This is a genomic window from Flavobacterium sp. AK-345, assembly GCF_058310175.1.
The window spans coordinates 76,602-92,587 of record NZ_JBZEER010000010.1 but is presented as its reverse complement, the minus strand read 5'-3'; the positions used below and the strand labels follow the sequence as shown (position 1 = coordinate 92,587).

Annotated in this window: 11 protein-coding genes; 2 read left to right on the top strand and 9 right to left on the bottom strand. The window is 32.7% G+C overall.

Annotation, left to right across the window (positions count from 1 at the left end):
* Nucleotides 1–45: 45 nt before the first annotated feature.
* From AC4FQ3_RS17335 to AC4FQ3_RS17320, 4 genes are all read right to left on the bottom strand, one after another.
* A complete protein-coding gene (locus tag AC4FQ3_RS17335; RefSeq protein WP_042565049.1) occupies nucleotides 46–837 on the bottom strand; it encodes a (Fe-S)-binding protein in 792 nt (263 codons plus the stop codon).
* A gap of 142 nt (nucleotides 838–979) precedes the next feature.
* Nucleotides 980–2,311 carry a 4Fe-4S dicluster domain-containing protein gene (locus AC4FQ3_RS17330; RefSeq protein ID WP_073395113.1) on the bottom strand — a complete coding sequence of 444 codons (1,332 nt, stop codon included), beginning with the start codon at nucleotides 2,309–2,311 and terminating at the stop codon, nucleotides 980–982.
* Nucleotides 2,312–2,327: 16 nt separating this feature from the next.
* The gene (locus tag AC4FQ3_RS17325; RefSeq protein ID WP_042565051.1) at nucleotides 2,328–3,293 is read right to left on the bottom strand and encodes an MlaD family protein; all 966 of its coding nucleotides are present in this window, start codon (nucleotides 3,291–3,293) and stop codon (nucleotides 2,328–2,330) included.
* 51 nt (nucleotides 3,294–3,344) lie between these two features.
* Nucleotides 3,345–4,466, bottom strand: a complete 1,122-nt coding sequence (locus AC4FQ3_RS17320) for an N-acetylmuramoyl-L-alanine amidase family protein (protein ID WP_042565109.1) — start codon at nucleotides 4,464–4,466, stop codon at nucleotides 3,345–3,347.
* Between the two features lie 82 nt (nucleotides 4,467–4,548).
* Here AC4FQ3_RS17320 and AC4FQ3_RS17315 point away from each other — a divergent pair, with 82 nt between their 5' ends.
* Together AC4FQ3_RS17315 and AC4FQ3_RS17310 are read left to right on the top strand one after the other, a co-directional pair.
* Nucleotides 4,549–7,245, top strand: coding sequence for a putative LPS assembly protein LptD (locus AC4FQ3_RS17315; RefSeq protein ID WP_042565110.1), 2,697 nt, complete (start codon nucleotides 4,549–4,551; stop codon nucleotides 7,243–7,245).
* Between the two features lie 86 nt (nucleotides 7,246–7,331).
* Complete coding sequence (locus AC4FQ3_RS17310; protein WP_073395114.1) at nucleotides 7,332–7,712, top strand: RidA family protein; 381 nt, start codon at nucleotides 7,332–7,334, stop codon at nucleotides 7,710–7,712.
* On the opposite strand, the gene AC4FQ3_RS17305 is transcribed toward AC4FQ3_RS17310, so the two are convergent.
* The 5 genes from AC4FQ3_RS17305 to AC4FQ3_RS17285 all read right to left on the bottom strand — a co-directional run bounded on the left by AC4FQ3_RS17305 (nucleotide 7,693) and on the right by AC4FQ3_RS17285 (nucleotide 15,943).
* Complete coding sequence (locus AC4FQ3_RS17305) at nucleotides 7,693–8,067, bottom strand: methylglyoxal synthase (RefSeq protein ID WP_029273108.1); 375 nt, start codon at nucleotides 8,065–8,067, stop codon at nucleotides 7,693–7,695. The genes AC4FQ3_RS17310 and AC4FQ3_RS17305 overlap by 20 nt on opposite strands.
* 10 nt (nucleotides 8,068–8,077) lie before the next feature.
* Nucleotides 8,078–8,929: an N-acetylglucosamine kinase gene (locus AC4FQ3_RS17300; RefSeq protein ID WP_073395115.1), complete on the bottom strand. Its 852-nt coding sequence runs from the start codon at nucleotides 8,927–8,929 to the stop codon at nucleotides 8,078–8,080.
* 131 nt (nucleotides 8,930–9,060) lie between these two features.
* Nucleotides 9,061–10,065, bottom strand: a complete 1,005-nt coding sequence (gene gap, locus AC4FQ3_RS17295; RefSeq protein ID WP_042565054.1) for a type I glyceraldehyde-3-phosphate dehydrogenase — start codon at nucleotides 10,063–10,065, stop codon at nucleotides 9,061–9,063.
* A gap of 92 nt (nucleotides 10,066–10,157) precedes the next feature.
* Complete coding sequence (gene pfkA / locus AC4FQ3_RS17290) at nucleotides 10,158–11,144, bottom strand: 6-phosphofructokinase (RefSeq protein WP_042565055.1); 987 nt, start codon at nucleotides 11,142–11,144, stop codon at nucleotides 10,158–10,160.
* Between the two features lie 299 nt (nucleotides 11,145–11,443).
* On the bottom strand, nucleotides 11,444–15,943 hold the full coding sequence (locus AC4FQ3_RS17285) for a translocation/assembly module TamB domain-containing protein (RefSeq protein WP_491182668.1): 4,500 nt from the start codon (nucleotides 15,941–15,943) through the stop codon (nucleotides 11,444–11,446).
* Nucleotides 15,944–15,986 lie beyond the last annotated feature (43 nt).

Genomic DNA, 15,986 nt, shown 5'->3' with positions numbered 1-15,986 from the left:
TTAACGCCTTTGTTCCTTTGAACCTTTGGAACTTTGAACCTTTATTTATAAATCCTGTGCATTAGCAATTAACTCTGCAATATCCATTACTTTCACTTGTCCTTCTTTTTCCTGATGTTTAATACCATCGGTTAACATTGTGTTACAGAAAGGGCAACCTGCGGCAATAATATCCGGTTTTACTTCCAGAGCATCTTCTGTACGCAATACGTTTACTTCTTTATTTCCTGGCTCAGCATCTTTAAACATTTGTGCTCCACCGGCTCCACAACATAATCCGTTTGCTTTTGAGCGTTTCATTTCGACTAATTCAACATCTAATTTCTGAATTAAATCTCTTGGCGCTTCGTATACTTTATTTGCTCTTCCTAAATAACAAGGATCGTGAAACGTGATTTTTTTTCCTTTAAACTGTCCGCCTTCAACAGTTAATCTTCCATCATCAATTAATGACTTTAAAAACTCTGTATGGTGAATTACGTCGTATTGACCTCCTAATTCAGGATATTCATTCTTTAAAGTATTAAAACAATGTGGACAAGCTGTAACAATTTTTTTTGCTTCATAAGCATTTAGAACTTCAATGTTCATCATAGCCTGCATTTGAAACAAAAACTCATTTCCTGCTCTTTTTGCCGGATCTCCAGTACAGCTTTCTTCAGTACCAAGTACAGCAAAAGAAACGTTTGTACGATTTAAAATACGTACAAATGCTTTTGTGATTTTTTTTGCTCTATCATCAAAACTTCCTGCACAACCCACCCAAAACAAAACTTCTGGCTGTTTTCCTTCGGCAAGCATTTCTGCCATTGTTGGTACTACTAAACTTTCTGACATCTTCCTTTTTTTGTTTTAATCGGTTAATCGCTTATTTGGTTAATCGTACTCTTTACTATAACCTCCACTAAAAAACCTTAAATATTTTATTCATCAATTAAACGGTTAAACAAATAACCAATTCAACGATTAAACTATAATTTTAATTTTCGTTTTTCCAATTCAATCTGTCTTGTTGATTGTATTGCCAAGGAGCACCATTATTTTCGATATTGGTCATCATGGCATTCAACGACATAGGAGCAGCACTTTGTTCCATCACCAAATAACGACGCATATCCATAATAATAGATAACGGACTAATATTTACCGGACATTCTTCAACACAGGCATTGCATGAAGTACATGCCCACAATTCTTCCGGAGTAATATAATCGTTTAATAATGTTTTATTATCAGGAACAAAAACACCTTTATTGGCATCTATATTTTTTCCTACTTCCTGTAAACGGTCTCTTGTATCCATCATAATTTTACGAGGAGACAATTTTTTACCGGTTTGATTTGCCGGACATGCAGATGTACAACGTCCACATTCAGTACAAGTATATGCATTTAATAACTGAACCCAGTTTAAATCCTGAACATCACTGGCACCAAATTTACTCGGCGCAGCATTTTCATCAACCGGAGCAGCAGCAAATGGGTCAGCATTAGGATCCATCATTAATTTCACCTCTTTTGTAACTGACTCTAAATTATCAAATTTCCCTTTCGGATTTAAATCTGCAAAATAAGTATTTGGGAACGCTAAAAGGATATGCAAGTGTTTTGAGAAGTACAAATAGTTCATAAAAACTAAAATACCCGCAATGTGCAACCACCAAAATACTTCAAATAAAATCACTACTAATTCATTTGACATCCCGTTAAAAATAGGCGCAATGAATTGACTTACTGGGAAACTTCCCGCTTTATGAAAAACTCCACCCGGTACATTTTGCAAATGATAATCAGATGCATTCATCAATAAAAACAAAATCATTAAAACTGTTTCAAAGTACAAAATGTAATTCGCATCACTTTTAGGGAATCCCTTTAAATCTGAATGTACAAAACGTTTTAATCGGATCAGGTTTCTTCTTATCCAAAAAACAGTCACTGCAAAAATTACAAGGAAAGCCAATACTTCGAAAGAAGCAATTAAAACATCATAAACTACACCCAAAAAAGGGGCAAAAACTCTATGAGTTCCAATTAATCCATCAATGATGATTTCCAGTAATTCGATATTAATAATAATAAAACCTACATAGACAACAATATGTAATGCACCCGCTACCGGACGTTTCACCATTTTAGATTGTCCAAGCGCAATCAAAGCCATGTTTGCCCAACGTGCCTTAGGATTGTCTTTTCGATCTACATCACCTCCTAAATTAATGTTTCGGATAATTTTTTTTACACTCGTCGCAAAAAAACCAAAACCAGCTATCAGAAGTATAGCGAATAAAATATTGTCTAAATAACTCATTCTTTATTATTCTTAATTATTTTTTGTCAGTCGTTTTTGCATCATCTGCAGGCGCAACGTATGGTTTGTTCTTCTTTCCAAAAAGAGAAACATTTACGTAACGTGTTGGGTAAAGACGAACATCTTGCAATAACAATTCTAATTCTTTTGAAGTTTTAGAAAGATTGTTATACAAAGCATCATCGTTTAATAATTTACCTGCTGTACCTTTTCCTGAGTTTAGGTTACTCATAATTCCATCAACTTTAGCCAAAGTTTGGTTTAGGTTTCTCACTGTTTTACCTAAATCTGCTTTGTTTAAAGAATCTGATATTTTATTGAAGTTACTTGACATTTTATTGAAGTTTGTCACAACTCCGTTAATCTGACCTTTGTTTGTATCCAAAATAGAATTTAAACTTCCGGAAGCTCTATGAAATTGCTCCATAGTCTCGCTCAATTCTGACAAAGATTTTTTAAGATCTTCCTGCCCTTTTTTATCCAGAACATTATTCAATCCTACAACCAGTGTATTAATGTTCTCAAGCATTAAATTTAATTTTGCCTGGATTGGCTCAATTTTACCTCCTAAAGATTCTGTTAATCCTAATTCTACAGCAGCTTCTAAATTTTGTCCATCAACTGCGGGATCTTTATCTGCAAGATTCGGAATAATTTTGATTTGTTTTCCTCCAATTAAACTTGGAGAATATAATGCAGCTTTACTGGTTTTAGAAATTGGAAAATCAGTCTTTAACTGAAGTTCTACTAATAATTTACCTGTAGTTTCATTGATTGTAATTTTATGTACTTTACCAATTCCAAGTCCGTTTAAAGTTACGGGAGCAGATTGTGGTAAATCTTCAACATTATCATATTCAACATATAATGTTTGATAATTTGTAAAAAGGTCTCTGCCTTTTAAAAAACTATAACCCCAAATAAATAATAATATTGACGCGATGACTAATATAGCCGTTTTAATTTCTCTAGTTATTTTCAAAATTCTAAGTGTTTAATACAAAATTAATATAAATATCCGAACTTGTTGCTATTATTTAATTGCGTCCTGAATATTGATTTTTTCTCCGTCTTTATAAGCAATTAAAAAAGCTGCTCCATATCCTTTACCTTTAGCCTCTTGCAGATATTTCTTTGCAGTTTCGTAATCTGAGGTTTCCTGATAAAAATACTTATATATATTGTTTTCAAATAACATCGTTACATTTTTAAGTCCTTTAAAGTTTTTAGGTTCTAATGGTGTTTTTTTAATGCTGGCAATAAGCTGTACCTTGAAAAATGTACCTTTTGGAGCATTTTTCACTACTGCGGGTGCTTCAACAGTTTTAGGCTTTGCTGTAGAAGTATCTTTTACCGGTCTTGTATCTGGTTCCGGAACTCCAGAGCCAAAATATTCTCTTTTATAGCTTATAATTGCCTCAGCAATAGCTTTAGCAATATCATCTTGTCCTTCTTCAGAATTTAAAATATTTCCTTCTGTAGGATTAGAAACGAATCCTGTTTCTACCAATACTCTGGGCATATATGCTTTATGAAGTACCATAAATGGTGCTTGCTTTACTCCGCCCTGACGTAATTTTTTCCCTAATTTATCAAAATTATCTTCAATTTTACTGGCTAATGAAATACTGTTATCCAAATATTCTTCCTGCATTAAGGTCATTCCGATCATTGATTCAGGAGAATTAGGATCGAAACCTTCATATTTACGTTTATAATCTTTTTCTAATGTAATTACCGAGTTCTCTTTTTTCGCAGCTTCAAGATTCGACGCAACTTTACTCAAACCCATTACATAAGTTTCAGTTCCGTCTGCGGCAGTATTTTTATTTGCATTACAGTGAATAGAGACAAAAATATTCGAATTTGCACGGTTGGCAATATTGGCTCTTTCCACAAGATCTATAAAAACATCTGTTTTACGAGTATAAATAACATCAATATTAGGACTAGCTTCCAGTAATTTTCCAACTTTTAACACAATAGCCAGCGCAATATTCTTTTCGATCCTTCCACTATAAACGGCACCAAAATCATGATCACCGTGTCCTGCATCAAGAGTTACTTTAAATACATTTGTTTGACTGTAAGCACAAAAAGTTGTTATCGTTAGAAAAAAACTAAAGATTAGTCTAGTTTTGTTAAATATGTTCATAAATCTAAAAGTTAATTTTAATAAAATGCAACAGCTATAATTTTTACAATTGATTATTTTTGACAAAAAATTATATGTAAGTTTGACATGTCAAAAAACAAGCCATACTTTTACAAAAATAGCATTTAAACCTTTGCATACAAACTTATTTAATATCGTTTTATTATCATTTTTCCTAACACTAGGTTGTGGTAAATTATATTCGCAAGAGATAAAATCTAAAAAAGCTCCTTTATCAACTGAAAAACAAACAGATAAACCTGAAATTGTTGTTGCAGACACCATAAAGCTGGATACTGTTAGGCCAACAAAGACTTTTCTGGATGGAAAAGTAAAATACAGGGCAAAGGACTACGCAAAAATCGATCAGAAAAAGAAAAGAATCACTCTTTATAATGAAGGTGAACTATACTATAAAGATGTTGAATTAAAATCTGGTATAATTGTACTTGATTATGAGAAAGATGAAGTATATGCCGGAAGGATAAAAGATTCCGCAGGCGTATTAACTCAATATCCTAATTTTAAACAAGGAGCAAGCGAAGTTCAGCCTGACTCAATTCGTTTTAACTTTAAAACAAAAAAAGCTTTAATTTATAATTCACGAACGGAACAAGGCGAATTTAAAATCAAAGCAGCCGTTACCAAGAAAGAAAACGACTCGGTTTACTTTTTAAAAGGCGCCAGATTTACGACTTCTAAAGACATTGACAATCCTGAATATTATTTTCAGACCAATAAAGTAAAATTTATTCCGGGCAAAAAAGTAATTACCGGTTTAACCAACATGGTTATTGCCGATGTACCTACTCCTCTGGCTTTACCTTTTGCTTATTTTCCGATGAGTGAAGAAAAAAGTGTTTCCGGAATCATTATACCTAGTTATAATGACTCAAATACACGTGGATTCTCCCTTCAAAATATGGGCTATTATTTCGCTTTGAGCGATAATTACGATTTAACCGTGTTGGGAGATTATTACACAAACGGAAGTTATGCCATGCGATTTGAATCGGCATATGCAACCCGATATAAGTATCGAGGAAATGTCAATATTCGTTTTGAAAACCTGATAAACAGTGAAAGAGGTTATCCGGATTATTCTAAACAGAATATTTACAACATTCAGTGGTCGCATTCGAAAGATACAAAATCGAATCCGAATTCCACTTTTTCTGCCTCTGTAAATATGGGTAGCAGTAAATACTTTAAACAATCTATCAATCAGGCCAACGTTGGATCTAATTTGAACAATACCTTAAGTTCTTCTATTTCCTATAATAAAACGTTTAATACGATTCCGCAGGCGAGAATATCGTTAACGGCGACACACTCTCAAAATACACAAACTGAAGTAATCAACATGACTTTACCTACTTTACAGGCAAGTGTCGATCGTGTTTATCCTTTTGTTGGTAAAGATGGTGTGAAAAAAGGTTTTATAAAAAACATCAACTTACAATATAATTTAAGCGGTAAAAACAATATTGTAACTACAGATTCATTGTTCTTTAAGCCACAAATGTTTAAAGATGCACAAATTGGAATGCAGCATTCGATTCCGATTAGTACCAATTTCAAGATATTTAAATATTTTAGTGCCGGAGCTTCTACAAATTACCAGGAAACATGGGTTACCAAAACAATAGACAGGCATTACGATACAAATCTAAGCAGAGTTGACACAACAACTGTAAATGGTTTTGATGCGTTTAGAACGTATAATTTGAGTACAAATTTAGGTACTACTATTTACGGTACTTTTAATTTTGGTAATGATAAAAAAATCCAGTCTATTCGCCACGTAATGCGACCAACTATTACGTATGCATATACGCCTAGTTTTGAAAAATATTATGACACTTATGCAGTAGATGCTTCAGGCAGAATTACGAGTCAATATACACGATTTGAAGGTGGTGTTTATGGTGTTCCAAGCAAGGAAAACTCTAATATCGTGGCATTTGCTTTAAGCAACACCTTTGAAGCAAAAGTAAGAGACAGCGACAGTACAAAAACTGAACCTAAAAAAATAATGTTACTGAACAATTTAAACTTCAGTACAAGTTATAATTTTAATGCTAACGGTAAAGAAACTTTAGCATGGCAGCCTGTTCTTGTAAGTGGTGGAACTCAGTTTTTTGACAATAAAATGAATGTCAATTTTGGTGCAACTTTAGATCCTTATGCCATAGACAACTCAGGAACAAGAATGAATACTTATAACATTGATAATGGTGGAAGTTTGTTTCGAATGACAAGCGCCAACGTAACTTTGAATTATTCTTTTTCAAATAAAGGCACCAAGGAAGAAAACAAACAAAGTGAACGGAACGGAGGTCGTAAAGATGATTTATTTGGTACCAATACCGATTTGAACGATAGCCGAAACAGTCAGTTTGCAAATGAAAAAGACGATGACGAAGATGTAATAACAGAGTTCTTTAATTCAAAATTACCCTGGGATATGACATTGGCTTATTCATTGACTTACTCTAATGTAAATCGTGAAAACAAAATCACAGGAAACTCCATCATGGTCTCTGCCAATATGGATATTACTCCAAAATGGAAAGGCGGAATTTCTACAGGTTACGATTTTGTACAAAATGGAGTTACATTTACGCAATTTCGTTTTGAAAGAGATTTATTAAGCTGGAGAATGGCCTTTAACTGGAGTCCATTGGGAACAAATTCTAACTGGAATTTCTTTATCGGAATTAAATCCGGTGTTCTTAGCGACATTAAATGGAATAAACGAAGTACTTCTAATCGATAATAAAATCGTATTTTAGATCAATAATTTTCTCAGCCATTATTTATAGTGGCCGAATAATCTATTTTGGTATTTAACAATCAATTACTATGAAAAAAATAATTTTTACAGAAAAAGCACCCGCTCCAATCGGACCTTATAATCAGGCTGTATTATCAGGAAATACACTTTATGCATCTGGTCAAATCGCAATAAACCCTGCTTCAGGAGAACTTGTAACTGACAATATAAATGATGAAACACATCAGGTAATGCAAAATATTGCTGCTATTCTGGAAGCCGCAGATATGACTTTTGAAAATGTAGTAAAAGCAACTATTTTCATTATGGATATGAATAATTTTGGCGCTATTAATACGGTTTACGGATCTTATTTTAACGAAAAAACCGCTCCAGCTCGTGAAACGGTTCAAGTGGCTTGTTTGCCAAAAAATGTAAATGTTGAAATTTCTATAATTGCAGTGCAATAGCATCTAATAGTAATTGTGCCGTTGCTTCGTTTGTTGCCAGCGGCACATTATGTACATCACAAACGCGAATTAACATATTAATATCAGCTTCGTGTGGATGACTTGACAATGGATCTTTAAAAAAGAAAACCATTTGTGTAATTCCTTCTGCCACTCTTCCTGCAATTTGCGCATCTCCGCCTAAAGGCCCGGAAAGCATTCTTTGAGTTTTAAAACCCGCAGCTTCAGCTTTTCCTCCGGTAGTTCCTGTACCAATGAGCTTTATTTTTTCATGATGTAAAACTGCTTCGTTTTTAATTAAAAAATCAATTAAATCTGCTTTTTTACCATCATGTGCAATAATAGCAATTTCCATAAAACCGGAACTATTGGTTAGCAACATGGTATGCAATTAAACCATCAATAGGACGTCTTAAAACATTACCTAACTGAAGTTCATATTTATCAAATGTTTCTTGTAATTCATCTTTAAGATAAAAAGCAATAGAACCTACAAAATGAACAGGAACTTCTTTACAATTATCAAATTGTTTGATATAGTTTTTAACGAAAGATTTCATTCCTTTGAAAATGATTTTTCTGCAGAATTCTGTATCCTTATGTTTGATTAAAAACTTAGCAAAAGTTGCCAAATAAGCATTTGGATTTGGTTCTTTGTATAATTTGTTTTTGATATAATCAGCATCTAAATTATATTCTTTTTCAAATTCAACTGCCAATTCCTTAGGCATTTTATTGAAATAATATTTTCTGATTAATTCTTTTCCGAAAACATTTCCACTACAATCATCCATGGCAATATAACCTAATGACTGTACTTTTTGATGCAATACTTTTCCATCAAAATAGCTGCAGTTTGAACCTGTTCCTAAAATACTAACAATTGCTTCTTCTCCTTTTGGAGTTGTAGCGTAAACTGCTGCATAAGTATCTTCGTGAACTTCAACAATAGCGTTATTAAAATATTCCTGGAATATTTGCGAAAGTGCAGTTTGCATTCTCTCTGTTCCACAACCTGCTCCGTAGAAGAACAAATGTGTTGCATTTTTTTTATTTTGCAGAATATCAAAACGATCATTTAATCTTGAAACAATTTCAGGACCGTCAAGAATTTCAGGGTTTAATCCCAAAGTTTGTGTCGTGAATAATACTTTTCCATTATCATCAATTGCAATCCAATCTGCTTTTGTAGATCCACTATCAACTATTAATTTCATTTTTTTTTAGTTTTTGGATTTAGTTTTTCTTCATCAATTTAAAAGTGTGTTTTTTACATTAATTAAAGTCAAAACAAAATAAGAAAATCCCGTTACCTTGAGATAACGGGATTTGCCAAATTTATACAATATTATTTTAAACCTGCGATATGCACAGATAAATCGATCAATTTAGAAGAGTATCCGTACTCATTATCGTACCAAGATACAAATTTAAAGAAAGTTGAATTCAAACCGATTCCTGCAGTAGCATCAATGATTGAAGTTCTTTTGTCTGAAATGAAATCCTGAGATACAACTGCATCTTCAGTATATCCTAAGATACCTTTCATTGTAGTTTCAGAAGCCGTTTTCAACACAGCTAAGATTTCTTCGTATGAAGTTTCTTTAGAAACTTTTACAGTTAAATCTACTACAGAAACGTCAGCAGTAGGTACACGGAAAGACATTCCAGTTAATTTTCCATTCAAAGAAGGGATTACTTTTCCAACCGCTTTTGCAGCACCTGTTGAAGAAGGAATGATATTGATTGATGCAGCACGTCCACCTCTCCAGTCTTTTCTAGAAGGTCCGTCAGCTGTCATTTGAGTTGAAGTTGTAGCGTGTACAGTTGTCATTAAAGCCTCTTCAATTCCGAAGTTATCATGAATAACTTTAGCTAAAGGAGCTAAACAGTTTGTAGTACAAGAAGCGTTAGAAACAACTAAATCAGAAGCTTTTGCAGTTTCGTGATTTACTCCCATTACAAACATTGGAGCATCTGCAGAAGGAGCAGAAATAATTACTTTTTTAGCACCACCTTTAATGTGCTCATTTGCAGTTTCGATAGTTGTGAAGATACCAGTACATTCAGCAACTACATCAACATCAACTTCATTCCATTTTAAGTCAGCTGGATTTCTTTCTGCAGTGATACGGATATTTCTTCCGTTTACATAAAGTTTTCCTTCTTTTACTTCTACAGTTCCGTCAAAACGACCGTGAACTGAATCATATTTTAATAAGTAAGCTAAGTGATCTACATCTAATAAATCGTTGATTGCTACTACTTCTACATTATCTCTATTGAATGATTCTCTAAAAACGATTCTTCCAATACGTCCAAATCCGTTTATTCCTAATTTTACTTTTGACATTTTACTTAATTTTTGCTTTTGTTTTTATTACACTAATTTAAAGTCTAATTTCCTCACAATAAACTTCATTCCTTTTTTAAACTTTTATGTTCTTATGTCGACATGATATCAGACACTCTTAATAATTCTCTGTCAATCTCAGATTTTCCTTTGATTGCTTGTTCCAACGGAGTTAAAGCTACTTTATCCTGTTGTAAACCAACCATATAATTAGATTTACCTTCGATTAAAGATTCTACTGCTTTTACACCTAAACGGCTTGCAAGAACACGGTCAAAACAAGATGGAGAACCACCACGCTGCATGTGTCCTAAAACAGAAACTCTTACATCGTACTCCGGTAAATTAGCTTCAACATAATCTTTTAATTCGAATACGTTTTTACCAATTTTATCTCCCTCAGCAATAACTACTATACTTGATGATTTTCCTGAAGCTTTACTTTTTTGAAGAGAGTCCAGCAATCTTTCCAGACCTAAATCTTCTTCAGGAATAAGGATTTCTTCGGCACCAGCTCCAATACCTGCATTTAGAGCAATATGCCCCGCATCTCTACCCATAACCTCTACAAAAAATAGTCGGTTATGCGAACTTGCAGTATCTCTAATTTTATCAATACAATCTACCACAGTATTCAAAGCAGTATCATATCCTAAAGTATGACTTGTACCAAAAATATCATTATCGATTGTACCCGGAATTCCCATTACAGGAAAATCAAATTCTGAATTAAAAATCAAACCTCCGGTAAAACTTCCGTCTCCGCCAATTACTACAAGAGCATCAACTCCTGCTTTTAAAAGGTTTTCGTGTGCTTTTTTTCTACCTTCCGGAGTTCTAAACTCAGTAGAACGAGCTGATTTTAAAATCGTTCCTCCTTTGTTTACAATATTATTTACACTTCGGGGACCCATTTCTTTGAAATCTCCTTCGATCATTCCCTGATACCCTCTATAAATTCCTATGCATTCTATATTATGATAAGCACATGTTCGAACAACTGATCGTATTGCGGCATTCATTCCTGGTGAGTCTCCCCCTGAAGTTAGAACACCAACTTTTTTTATTGTTTTTGGCATTATTTAAGTATTAAAGTGTAAAATTAGCAAACATTCACCACTTTACAGGTGGTAATTGTCATAAATTAATAAAATATGTTAAATTCAAACGTTTTCGTTAATAAGTTTTTTGATATGAAAAAATTCATTTAAAATAATAAAAGGCACATATTTTAATTAAATCTTTAAAATTAACAATACATAAATGAAGTGTTATAAAAATCTGGATATAGCTGATTTTCAAAAAACTATTAATTTATAAATTTAGCATAAAAAAAACCATTATAAAAATGGTTTTAGAAAAGTTAACAATTCACAGACTAATAATCGTTATCGTCGGGAATATATCCCTGATTATTTCCTGGCTGAACCTTCGGTTTTTCTTCATCTTTTTTATTCGGTTTCTTTTTATCCTTCTCTTTCTCTTTCACTTTCTCTTTTGAACTTGAAAAATTCATATAATCGGGATTTGCATAAGAATCCGGCAAATCATCAGGAGAAGTTTTTAAGGCTTTCTCTAATTTATGACTTTTGAAAATTTTATTGACCAGTTCACTAAAAGTATCAAAATCTACTTCATACGAAATACCAACTCCCTGAGTATAACCAATTCCCTGCCCTACGTAATTAATATCATTTTCCTTATTAAACAAACGAAGATTCATAGATCCGTCTTCGTTAACTCTGTAAAGAATTTCAATATCTCCCACAATTGCCGATTCGTTAACACCTCCAACCGGAACTCCAAGTTTTCCGTTTATGGATATTTTTTCATTAATCTGAGAAGATATATTAGCCACAAACTGACCGTCGGCTTCCTGACCAATTCGTTTATCTGCCGATACAAAATTTAAATCAATATTGAATTTATCATTATCTGATTTAATAATTCCACCCAGTAAACTTGCGGCGGTTTCTGCAAATGTTCCCGACAAATCACTTTGGTTAAATCCATCCGGACTCATAAACGAACCTGTTGACAATAAATACAATGCCTGCGTTTGGCGCACATCTTTATCATCTAACTTATATTGTATCTCTGATTTTAAAACATTACTGACAGATGGAAACTGAATATCAAAATTAGGCTCCGGGCTTGTTAAATCTCCCCTCAGACCAATAACAACTTCTACCGGCACTTTTTTATTAAAAGATGAATTATCCAATAATACAGCCGGGTTTGCCGTTGTTCTATAAACGGCTTCTAAATTTAGCTGGGCTTTCATCGGGTTACCTTCCCAAATAATAGATCCACCTTTTTTAACGGCGAATTTTTTATCGATTAAACCTCCGTATTTAAAGTTATAAGTTCCTTCGTATGCCTGGAAATCTCCCCACATATTAAATTTACCCAACGTATTGATCTTAAACAACAGCGAACCGTATCCTTTTCCTTTCATTCCATGACCGGAATTTCGATCCAGAATTACTTCTACTTCGGCATCTGGTGTGATATCAAAATCAAATTCCAGTTCAAGTCCGTTATAATTACGGGTTCGCTCAACAATACCATTTGCCAGATTGTATTTTTCTTTTGGTGTCACAAAATGTATCCAACTGCTCTCTCCTACACTTTGTACATTATTAATAGGTATCTTAACTTCTGTTCCTTTTTCAGACTTGGCATCTACTTTAATAAATAAACTTTCTGTTGGTCCTTTTATACTTGCTGTACCATTAATAAACGCTGTACCAAAATAAGCGGCATCGTCACTGTCTTTTGTATCAAGTGCCAATAATCTTTTTGAGGTTATAGTTAAATCTAATTTCCAATCGCCAAAATTATGATGTTCGATACTTCCGTTCAGTAATCCTTTCGTACCATATTTAGTATCTGTTAACTGATTATTTCTAAACAAAAACTTTTCATCAGTTAAATCAATAACTGTTCGATCGCTTAATTCATAATCTGTATTAAGGTACGGAATTGTCATTCCTGCTTTTTCTACATATAATCTACCATTGATTTCAGGTTTTTTAAGATTACCAACAACAGCCGCATTTCCGGAAACACTTCCTCTCACATTCGACAAAACATCTCCACCAACCGTTCCTAAAGTTGCCAGATTAAATCCTTCGAGTTTTAGCTTTAAATCAAGAAAAGTCTCTTTGTTTTCTATCGAAAAATTTCCGTTGGCACTAAACGATTCTGTAAAACCATTTTGTATAGACGAATTTATGGTAAATTTTCTCAGGCTCTCATCTCCGGAAATATCAAAATTTAATGTTCCAAGTTCCGTTTTATTTAAGTTAAGATGGTCAATGACAATAGACGCCGTGGGCTGATATACATCTTTGTTTTGTTTAAAATTGACGCTTCCGTTCAAATTACCATTAAAGACAAACTTCGAAGTGAGCGGTGTAATTTTATTGATATCAACATCTTCAAAATTCAGTACTAAATCTTTATAATCGGTGCCTTTTATAACTCCGTTTAAGTCAATTTTCTGATCTTCATGCGAAAGAACAATATTGTCTATATTAAAGTTGCTGAAGTTTTTATCAAAAATAATTTGATTATCTGATCCGTCTTCTTCATTTAAATACCATAAATAATCTTTAAATTTCATTTCAGATTTTTTGATACCAACAATATTGTTTTTGTTTTTATCAATAGTATGGTACAAGTTCATATTAAAATAATCATTGCCCTTTTCGCCTCCTTTAAACTCTGAGCGCACAAATAAAGTATCTTTTGAAGTTACATTAATTAAATTAAAATCTCGGATTTTATAATAAGGCGTTTTAATGCTATCCAACTCTATAAATGCATTATAAAGCGGGTTTTTATTATCGATATTGATTCTGATATTATCAAAAGTGTTTTTTGCCGCTGTAATTTTTTGTGATTTAAATCGAAACTTAAATTCATTTAAATCGGCATCAATTCTTCCGCGTACAACAGTTGATGAATCGATATTAATTTCAGGATAAAGCATTTCGACAACTTTATCATAAACATGAAAATTGAAACGCAAAAACTGTCCTTTTTTAATTTTATAAGGCTTATAATTAGTATAAAGACTTCCTACGGAATTCATTACCAATTTATCTAACTGAGCAAACTGAAATTTACCAACAATTTTTCCGTTAACTACATCTGTAGAATTTATAGTTATGGTACGCAATTTATCAGCATCAAAACTAGAATTGATTGTTAGTTCATCAAAAGCATAAGTAGACTTTGGATTTTGATATACTGCATCTTTTATATAAATATTTCCCTGAAGATTTTCGATAGAATTTCCTGTAACCTCGACAACTGCATCGCCTTGAAAATGAGAAATGGAATCGTTTACAAACTTCAGTTTTTTCAAATCGGCATTTTCAATATTGATGTGGAAATCATATTTACTTTCACGCTTGCTCAAATCAACTAAACCATCAAATGTTAAAGTCAAATTAGGATCATTGACAGAAATTTGTCCTTTATAATAAGGCAATTTAAAATTACCATTTACTACAATATTATTATACGTGTATTTATTATAATCCAGTTTTGTAATATCACCTTTTATGATTGTGTTTAGATATTTCTCTGTAAAACCAATGCCATCAACATCTAAATTTAAAGTAGTCTTACCGAGATCCTTTCGCTGCAATAATGCGCCAACATCGAAATTATCCAAAATAATATTACCCGAATAAGAAGCTTTATCAATAAAATCCATGTGGTTCAGATGCAAATCTACCTGACCATTTCCTAAATCTGTCGCAATTCTAAAATCACTTTCTAATTCTGTTGTCGAAACCTTTGCTTTTCCAACAATATTAAATTTACCAATTCGCTTAAGCTCTTTAGGAAGTTTTTTTCCTAAAACAATTGGCATCAAAACCACTAAATTATCATAGCTGGAAGTTAGTCTGTCAAACTTTCCCTCCATTGCAAACTTTTGCTCTTTTGTGCCTAAAAGATTTCTGAAATTAATGTTTCCGATAATTCTTGAACCGTTTGTATCAGAAAGTCTAAGCTTTTTTAAATTAAGATTATTAAGGGTTCCTTTTATCTTAGATCTAAGTTTAAAATGTTGATTTTTACCCAATCCGTCATAAAAATAACGAATGTCATTTGTAGCAATTGAAGCAGAATCAAGCGCAACATCGAACTTAACTTTATCTGTAAAAGCAAGAAAATCTCCTGGTTTATAATTTAAAATTGCTTTACCATAAATTGATGATCTTTTGGTTTTTATGGCTAAGTTTTCAAGCTTAATTTGTTTTTTGGTATAACTGAATTTTGCCGCCAAATTAGAAACATACAAACCACGATGATCCAGAAAAGAAAACCTGTGAATAGTCGTATTTACATCCGGTCCATATAATTTGAAATCACTGATATAAGCGTTAAGTTTTTTAAAATCAAGGAATTGTGGGTTTTTCTTATTTTCATCCACAACCGAAAAAGTACCTTTTGAGATATAGGCATTTTTGGCCGTCAGTAAAAAATGTTTATTGGTTTTCGAAGGCTTATCAGAATCAAATAAGCGAATAAATTTATTGATATTGTTTTCGTTTTCGCCTTTGTAGGTTTTCAAATTAAAAATCAAACCCGTTAAACGAAGATCGCCAAAAATCAAATCACCATCAAGAAGTCTTTTAATACTCAAAATATCAGTACTAATAATGTCTGAATAGATTAAAGTCTTTTTATGATGGTCACGAATCAGGACCGTTTTTAGTTTAACTCCGCCAAAAATATTGATGGCAACTTTATCTACCGTAATATCTGTTTTAAAATCTTCATTTAAAGAATCTGTAACATATCGTGCAATTTTAGTTTGCACAATAGGCAATGAAAGTGTTATAGCCAATGCCAACAAAAGTAAAATTAACCCAATTAGGGTTCGTGATATTATTTTCTTT

What these genes read in the sequence shown, in the direction of transcription:
- AC4FQ3_RS17335 (WP_042565049.1), bottom strand. Translation starts at nt 837, where the DNA reads ATGTCAGAAAGTTTAGTAGTACCAACAATGGCAGAAATGCTTGCCGAA.
- AC4FQ3_RS17330 (WP_073395113.1), bottom strand. Translation starts at nt 2,311, where the DNA reads ATGAGTTATTTAGACAATATTTTATTCGCTATACTTCTGATAGCTGGT.
- AC4FQ3_RS17310 (WP_073395114.1), top strand. Translation starts at nt 7,332, where the DNA reads ATGAAAAAAATAATTTTTACAGAAAAAGCACCCGCTCCAATCGGACCT.
- gap (WP_042565054.1), bottom strand. Translation starts at nt 10,065, where the DNA reads ATGTCAAAAGTAAAATTAGGAATAAACGGATTTGGACGTATTGGAAGA.
- pfkA (WP_042565055.1), bottom strand. Translation starts at nt 11,144, where the DNA reads ATGCCAAAAACAATAAAAAAAGTTGGTGTTCTAACTTCAGGGGGAGAC.
- AC4FQ3_RS17300 (WP_073395115.1), bottom strand. Translation starts at nt 8,929, where the DNA reads ATGAAATTAATAGTTGATAGTGGATCTACAAAAGCAGATTGGATTGCA.
- AC4FQ3_RS17305 (WP_029273108.1), bottom strand. Translation starts at nt 8,067, where the DNA reads ATGGAAATTGCTATTATTGCACATGATGGTAAAAAAGCAGATTTAATT.
- AC4FQ3_RS17320 (WP_042565109.1), bottom strand. Translation starts at nt 4,466, where the DNA reads ATGAACATATTTAACAAAACTAGACTAATCTTTAGTTTTTTTCTAACG.